The 6,924-nt window shown below is 72.7% G+C and carries 9 protein-coding genes; 4 read left to right on the forward strand and 5 right to left on the reverse strand.

Features of this window, described 5'->3' with window-relative positions:
• Together AF1_RS31035 and AF1_RS31040 are read left to right on the forward strand one after the other, a co-directional pair.
• Positions 1-1,379, forward strand: a 1,379-nt coding sequence (locus tag AF1_RS31035) for a serine hydrolase domain-containing protein (RefSeq protein ID WP_157419365.1), incomplete at its 5' end; no start/stop codon positions are given.
• A 118-nt stretch (positions 1,380-1,497) separates the two neighbouring features.
• Complete coding sequence (locus tag AF1_RS31040; RefSeq protein ID WP_067807525.1) at positions 1,498-2,334, forward strand: undecaprenyl-diphosphate phosphatase; 837 nt, start codon at positions 1,498-1,500, stop codon at positions 2,332-2,334.
• A gap of 67 nt (positions 2,335-2,401) precedes the next feature.
• On the opposite strand, the gene AF1_RS31045 is transcribed toward AF1_RS31040, so the two are convergent.
• Both AF1_RS31045 and AF1_RS31050 read right to left on the reverse strand, forming a co-directional pair.
• The gene (locus AF1_RS31045; protein WP_067807528.1) at positions 2,402-2,884 is read right to left on the reverse strand and encodes a VOC family protein; all 483 of its coding nucleotides are present in this window, start codon (positions 2,882-2,884) and stop codon (positions 2,402-2,404) included.
• Between the two features lie 116 nt (positions 2,885-3,000).
• Entirely contained in the window at positions 3,001-3,957 is a 957-nt protein-coding gene (locus AF1_RS31050; protein ID WP_067807531.1) for a DNA polymerase domain-containing protein, read from the reverse strand.
• 53 nt (positions 3,958-4,010) lie between these two features.
• Between AF1_RS31050 and AF1_RS31055 the strand changes: the two genes are divergently transcribed.
• On the forward strand, positions 4,011-4,631 hold the full coding sequence (locus AF1_RS31055; RefSeq protein ID WP_067807533.1) for an FMN-binding negative transcriptional regulator: 621 nt from the start codon (positions 4,011-4,013) through the stop codon (positions 4,629-4,631).
• A gap of 1 nt (position 4,632) precedes the next feature.
• Here the strand turns inward: AF1_RS31055 and AF1_RS31060 are convergent, their stop codons facing one another.
• The gene (locus AF1_RS31060; protein WP_067807537.1) at positions 4,633-4,908 is read right to left on the reverse strand and encodes a sulfurtransferase TusA family protein; all 276 of its coding nucleotides are present in this window, start codon (positions 4,906-4,908) and stop codon (positions 4,633-4,635) included.
• A gap of 240 nt (positions 4,909-5,148) precedes the next feature.
• Here AF1_RS31060 and AF1_RS31065 point away from each other — a divergent pair, with 240 nt between their 5' ends.
• On the forward strand, positions 5,149-5,484 hold the full coding sequence (locus AF1_RS31065; protein WP_067807541.1) for an STAS domain-containing protein: 336 nt from the start codon (positions 5,149-5,151) through the stop codon (positions 5,482-5,484).
• Positions 5,485-5,588: 104 nt separating this feature from the next.
• Here the strand turns inward: AF1_RS31065 and AF1_RS31070 are convergent, their stop codons facing one another.
• Positions 5,589-6,443: an STAS domain-containing protein gene (locus tag AF1_RS31070; RefSeq protein ID WP_067807547.1), complete on the reverse strand. Its 855-nt coding sequence runs from the start codon at positions 6,441-6,443 to the stop codon at positions 5,589-5,591.
• 2 nt (positions 6,444-6,445) lie between these two features.
• Positions 6,446-6,856: a hypothetical protein gene (locus AF1_RS31075; protein WP_067807549.1), complete on the reverse strand. Its 411-nt coding sequence runs from the start codon at positions 6,854-6,856 to the stop codon at positions 6,446-6,448.
• Between the last annotated feature and the right edge of the window lie 68 nt (positions 6,857-6,924).

The raw sequence follows: 6,924 nt of genomic DNA on the forward strand, positions 1-6,924 counted from the left end.
GCCGGCTCGCCGCGCTGGCCGCCCGCCGCCGCGTGCCCGGCGCCGCGCTCGGCATCCTGCGGCTGCGTCCCGGCGGTGCGGACGAGCTGGTCGAGGCCGCGTACGGGGTCCTGAACAAGGACACCGGCGTCGAGACGACGACCGACTCGGTGTTCCAGCTCGGATCGATCACCAAGGTGTGGACGGCGACCCTCGTGATGCAGCTCGTGGACGCGGGCGTCCTCAGCCTCGACGCGCCCGTCGTCGAGGTGCTGCCCGAGCTGCGGCTGGCCGATCCGGAGACCACCAAGCATGTGACGATGCGGCATCTGCTGACGCACACCAGCGGCATCGACGGCGACGTGTTCACCGACACCGGTCGCGGCGACGACTGCCTGGAGAAGTACCTGACCGTCCTCGCCGAGGTCGCGCAGAACCACCCGATGGGCGCCACCTGGTCGTACTGCAACGCCGGGTTCTCGCTGGCCGGACGGGTCATCGAGCGGCTGACCGGCGGCACCTGGGACGCGGCGCTGCGCGAGCGGCTCGTCGCCCCGCTCGGGCTGCGGCACACGATCACGCTGCCCGAGGAGGCGCTGCTGCACCGCGCCGCCGTCGGGCACGTGACCCCGGCGGGCGAAGAGCCGTCCAGGGCATCGGTGTGGCAGCTGCCGCGCTCGGCCGGGCCCGCCGGGCTGATCGGCTCGACCGTCGCGGACGTGCTCGGCTTCACGCGCATGCACCTGACCGGCGGTCTCGCGCCCGACGGGACGCGGCTGCTGAGCGAGGCGTCCGCCGCCGCGATGACCGCCAGGGAGGCCGAGCTGCCCGACACCCGCACGCTCGGCGACTCGTGGGGCCTCGGCTGGTTCCGGCTGACCTGGGACGGACGCCGCCTCATCGGCCACGACGGCTCGACGATCGGGCAGCACGCCTACCTGCGGGTGCTGCCGGACGAGGGCCTCGCGGTCGCGCTGCTCACCAACGGCGGCGACACCGACGAGCTGTACCAGGACCTCTTCCGGGAGATCTTCGCCGAACTCGCCGGGCTCACGATGCCGCCGCCGCTGGCGCCGCCCGCCGAACCCGTCCGCGTGGACGCCGACCGGCACCTGGGCACCTACGAGCGGGCCAGTACCCGGCTGGAGGTGCTCCGCGGCGAGGACGGTCCCGTCCTGCGGATGACGGTGACCGGCCCGCTGGCCGGCATGGTGCCCGACACGGTCAGGGAGTACCCGCTGGTGCCGGTCGAGGAGGACCTGTTCGCCGTCCAGGACCCCGACACCGGCTCCTGGATGGCCGTGACCTTCTACGGGCTCCCGACCGGCGAGCGGTACCTGCATTTCGGGGTGCGCGCCACCCCGATGGTCGGCGGCCCCGGCTCACCGGCCGGACGCTGACCTTTCGGTTAATGATGGGTGAAGTCGCCGCCTTCTCATGGGCCGCGCCGGCCGGCGGCAGTAGTCTCACGATGGACTCGCGCACACCGGGTCCGGGCGGTGGAGAGGAATCGGGTCGGTGAGCGTGATCAATGTCGGGCAGGCCGTCGTGCTCGGGATCGTGGAGGGCCTGACCGAGTTCCTCCCGGTGTCCTCGACCGGGCATCTGAAGATCACCGAGGGCCTGATGGGCATCCCGGTGGACGACGAGTCCGTCGTCGGGTTCACCGCCGTGATCCAGGTCGGCGCGATCGCGGCCGTGCTGGTGTACTTCTACCGGGACATCATCCGGATCGTCACCGCGTGGGGGCGCGGGATCGCCGACCCGGCCGAGCGGTACCACCACGACTACAAGTTCGGCTGGTGGGTCATCTTCGCCACCGTCCCCGTCGTGGTCGTCGGGGTCGCGGCCAAGGACCTCATCGAGGGCCCGCTGGCCTCGCTGTGGGTGGTCGCCGGGTCGCTGATCGGCGGGAGCGTCGTGATGTGGCTCGCCGACCGGCTCGGCCGGCACAAGCGCGGCGAGGACGACACGTCCCTCACCGACGCGATGCTGATCGGGTCGTCGCAGATCCTCGCGATGCTGTTCCCCGGCTTCTCCCGGTCCGGGGCGACGATGTCGGTCGGGCTGATGCTCGGCCTCGACCGCGTCGCCGCGACCCGGCTGGCGTTCTTCCTCGGCATCCCCGCGCTGACCGGCGCCGGCGTCTACGAGCTGCCCACCGCGCTCGGGTCGGGGGCCGGCGCGGTCCCGCTGGCCGTCGGCACCGCCGTGTCGTTCGCCGTCGCCTACGCCTCCATCGCCTGGCTGCTGCGGTTCGTCGCGCGGCACAGCTTCACGTCCTTCGTGGTGTACCGCCTCCTCGTCGGGCTGCTCCTGTTCGGGCTGCTCGGCACCGGCACGTTGAGCGCCTGACATCCGCCGGGATGCGGAAGACCGGCCCGGGGGCGGCACGGCCGGCCGCCGAGCCGCCCCGCGCCGGTCACTTCCCCGCGTGGGCCCGGCGCAGCTCGGCGATGTCGAGCTTGCGCATGGACAGCATCGCCTTGGTGGCGCGCGCCGCCTTCTCCGGGTCGGGGTCGCCGATCAGCTCGAACAGCGCGGTCGGAACGACCTGCCAGGACACGCCGAACTTGTCCTTGAGCCAGCCGCACTCGGACTCCTGGCCGCCGTCCTCGGTGAGCCGGGTCCAGTAGTAGTCGACCTCGTCCTGGTCCGCGCAGGGGATCTGGAACGAGATGGCCTCGTTGAAGGTGAACTCCGGGCCGCCGTTCAGCCCGACGAACCTCTGGCCGTTGAGCTCGAACTCGACGGTCATGACCGTGCCGGGCTTGCCGGGACCGGCGTCGTTCACGCGGTGGACGCCGCTGATCCCGGCGTCCTTGAAGATGGAGACGTAGTGGTTCGCGGCCTCCTCGGCCTGGCCGTCGAACCACAGACAGGTGATGAAACCCTCGCCGGCCATTGGTACCTCCCGTTGTTGGTCGCTTCCCCCATGCAGACCACGCGCGTCCCGGAAACTCATCGGCGTGGCACCCGGCCGATTCCGCGGCCGGTCGAGCCGTTCATCTCCAACGGGCGTCAGCCGGTTTCGCGGCGGGCCCGGGCCCGGCGTCTGCCCTCGTGCATGGCCTGGACCCGCGCGACCGGAATCGTGTGGCCCTGCTCGATCAGGCCGGCGGGCAGGGCCTGCGGTTCCGGCATGAGCTCCGCCCACGGGTCACGGCCGCCGAGGAGGCCGAGGGCGGTCCTGATCGTGAAGTCGGCCGGGGCGACGGCGTCGAGATCGTTCCACGGGACGGGGAACGAGACGGGCGTGCCGGGGCGGATCCGCGGGCTGTAGGCGGCGGCGACGGTCGCGCCGCCCGCGCGGGTCGAGTCGAGGAACACCCTGCCTCCCCGGTCCTCCCGGATGAACGCCGTCGTCGCGAGGGCGGGGTCGAGCCGCTCGGCGCGCGCGCCCAGGGCGCGGGTGGCGGCGGCGACGTCCTCGGCGGGCGTCCGGCCGTCCAGCGGCACGAACACGTGCACGCCCTTGGCGCCGCTGGTCTTGACCGCGCCCCGCAGGCCCGAGTCGTGCAGCGCCTGCCGGACGAGATGGGCGGCACGGACGGCGGCCCCGAACGCGTCCGGGCCCGGCGGGTCGATGTCGATGACCAGGTGGGTGGGCCGGTCGGGCGCGTCCGCGCGAAAGAGCGGGGGGTGGTACTCGACGGCGCGCTGGTTGGCGAACCACAGCAGCGTGCGGCGGTCGTCGCACAGCGCGTACGCCACCTCGCGCCGGGACGTCTCCGCCCACACCTTCACCGTCCGCACCCATGACGGGGTGTACTTCGGCAGATTCTTCTGCATGAACGGTTTCTGGCCGCGCAGCACGCGGACGACCGACAGCGGGCGCCCGGCGAGTTGCGGGACGAGGCGCCCGGCGACGGCGTCCAGGTAGTCGACCAGGTCCCGCTTCGTCGCGTCCGCCCCCTCGAACAGGGGCTGGTCCAGGTTCGTCAGCCGGACTCCGTCCCGCTCCTCCTCGGTGCTCACCCGTCCAGCTTCGCACGGGGGTCCGACAACCCCCTCGGGTAACGTCACGGGGCATGTACGTACCGGCGCATTTCTCAGCAAGCGACACCGAGGTCGGAGAGCTGCTGGCCGGCTGCGACGCGGCCGACCTGGTGACCAGCACGCCGCGCGGGCTCGTCGCGACGTTCCTGCCCGTCCTGTACGACCCGGCGGCGGGCGAGCACGGCGCACTACTGGCCCATGTCGCCCGCAACAACGACCAGTGGCGCGAGCCCGCCGCCGGGGAGTCGCTGTTCATCGTGCACGGGCCCGACGCGTACGTGTCGCCGTCGTGGTATCCGTCCAAGCGTGAGCATGGACGTGCGGTGCCGACGTGGAACTACCTCACCGCGCATGTCTACGGCCGCCTCGTCGTGCACGACGATCCGGCGTGGGTCGAATCGCTGGTGCGCCGCCTGACCGGCCGGCACGAGGAGGGCCGCGCCGACCCGTGGTCGGTGGACGACGCGCCGCCCGGGTTCATCGCCGGGCAGGTGCGCGCGATCGTGGGCGTCGAACTGCTCATCACCCGGATCGAGGCGAAGGCGAAGATGAGCCAGAACCGCCCGGAGGCCGACCGCGCCGGCGTGGTCGAGGGCTACCGGGCCGAGGGCGACACGGCGATGGCCGATGCCGTCCGCGACGCCTCGGCGTGAGTCAGCCGGGCCGCCAGGGGGACTCGGGAGCGGTGAGGCGGGGATCGGCGGTCACCTGGAGGGCATAGGTGGAGGTCGGAGCCCCCTCGACGGGGCCGAGGTAGGTGTGGCCGGTCAGATGGCACCAGGCGGGAAGGTCGATGGGGGCCGCCGGGTCGGTGGCCATCAGGTGGACGACGGTGCCGGGGGCCAGGCCGGCGAGGTGGCCGCGCAACTCCAGCAGGAGACGCACGCAGGAACGATCGCCGCCGTCGATGACCACTGGGTCAGCACTCACTCCCACATCCCCGGTTCTAGCAGACCGCTGGGGGAAATATAGAGGTTTGTCCCAACGAGGCCGTCAGGCGAGGGCGGGGCGGGCGATCGAGAAACGCCCAGAGAGGGACGTCCCAGACTTGACCCTTTCTTTCAGGTTCCGTCCAGCTTCGGGGCTTACAGTCGCAGTGAAGCACCCCCCGTTGTCATCCAGATGAGGAAACCGGCCTTGGGGCGAGCGATGGATCTCGGAGCAGCACGGGTGGAGAGCACGGAGACCTGCGGGACGCTCACGTTCCCGGCCGAGGTCGATCTGGCCAACGGCGAGGCGATCCTCGCCCAGGCCATGGAACTCCTCGACTCCGGGGCACCGGCCCTGATCCTCGATCTGTCCGGCTGCACGTTCTGCGACTCCAACGGGCTCAGCGTGATCACGCGGTCGCAGCTGCGGGCGAGCGAACTGGGCGTGCCGATGTGGGTGGTACTGCCGCCGCGCGGCTTCGTCCGCCGGGTGTCGGAGGTGGCGGGTCTGCAGCGGCGCGTCGCGATCGCGCCGGACGTGGCGACCGCGCGCGAGGCCCTGGCCGCGCACCGCTAGCCGCACCCGGCCGAACGGTCAGGCGGCGAGCAGGATCCCGGCGGGCGGGTCCCGCCGGGATCCTGCTCGTTCTCGTCGGCCGACGCGCTTGCCGCGGGCCGGGATCAGGCCGGCTCGGCGCTGCTGAGCAGGCGGTCCTCGAGGGAGCGGCAGCCGGTGAACACCGAGCCGAGGCCCTCCCGGTCGATGATCTCGCGAAGCCGGGTCGGCAGCGCGGGCAGCGCCAGGCAGCCGCCCTCGGCGGCGACGCGCCAGCGGATGCCGAGCAGGATCGGCAGCGGGTCGCAGCGGATGCCGAGCCGCTCGTGCATCCGCACCATGAGGTGCCGCAGGTCGCCTTCGACCAGGGAGGTCAGCGTCTCCCCGAGCCGCGGCACCGTGACCTCGTCCAGCACGCCGGACAGATGGACGACCGTATGGTCGCCGTCGCCGGCCTCCGTCGTGGTGATCTTCAGTTCGGACGGGGCGGGCGGTGTCGGCGTGAGCCCGGCGTCCCCCGGATGCAGGGCACGGATGGCGTCGAGCACGTGGGTCGTGTCGACGTTCCCGGCCGCGCCGGCCGGAACGGGCGCCGGGACGGGCGCGTCCGTCGCCGACGCGATGTCCGGGAACACCGGGACGAGCCGCGCCAGCCCGGTGAGGTGCAGCGCCCGCCGCACGTGGGCGGACAGTGCCGGCACCACGGCCCGCAGCGGGCAGCCGAGCAACTGCGCCCGGGTCTCCGCGCGGGCCAGCAGGACCAGCCCGGCCGCGTCCAGCAGCACCGTGTCACCGAAGTCGACGACGACCCCGGTGCGCCGCCTCTCCGGGGACGGGCCGCCGGTGGCCAGCGCCAGCGCCTTGTTCACCCCCTCCCGGATCCCCGCATAGTTCTGCCAGCTGATCTGCGCGGGCAGGCTCAGCACGATGAACCCTCGCCGGGTCTCGACGCTCAGACCCGGAACGGTCGTGTCCTTCATAGTCACATCCCGATCGGGGTCTTCACGGCCGCGCGGGCGGGCCGGGACGAGGCGGTCAGGTCGGCGGGCTCGGCGGGCACGCGGCCGGTACGGCGCGGCGGACGCGGCGGCGCGGCCGGGCGCGTGCCCGCGGGACGCCGGCCGGGGACGGTGGAGCCGGGCGGGGCGGACGCCGTCCGCCCGTCCGGATAGGGCGGACGGGCACCCCGCAGGACGCCCGTCAGCCGGGACGCCGCGAGGCGCTCGATGGTCCTTTCCTCGGGCCGTACTCCGAGATGGGCGCAGCAGCACCACAGGTCGTCCACGCAGCGGCGCACGTTCTCAGCCGGGATCTCGGCGAAGCGAACGCGCAGCCGCGCTACGAGGTCATCGCGCGCCGGTACGACCGATGGCGACTTCTCCCAGCGCTCCACTGTCCCTCCGATCGGTGTGGACGGACACTTTCCGTCCGAATGAGGCAGAACCCGCCGATATGGCGGGG

Source organism: Actinomadura formosensis NBRC 14204 (assembly GCF_001552155.1).
Taxonomy (GTDB): Bacteria; Actinomycetota; Actinomycetes; order Streptosporangiales; family Streptosporangiaceae; genus Spirillospora; species Spirillospora formosensis.

What these genes read in the sequence shown, in the direction of transcription:
- AF1_RS31045 (WP_067807528.1), bottom strand. Translation starts at nt 2,884, where the DNA reads ATGGCCGGCGAGGGTTTCATCACCTGTCTGTGGTTCGACGGCCAGGCC.
- AF1_RS31055 (WP_067807533.1), top strand. Translation starts at nt 4,011, where the DNA reads ATGTACGTACCGGCGCATTTCTCAGCAAGCGACACCGAGGTCGGAGAG.
- AF1_RS31070 (WP_067807547.1), bottom strand. Translation starts at nt 6,443, where the DNA reads ATGAAGGACACGACCGTTCCGGGTCTGAGCGTCGAGACCCGGCGAGGG.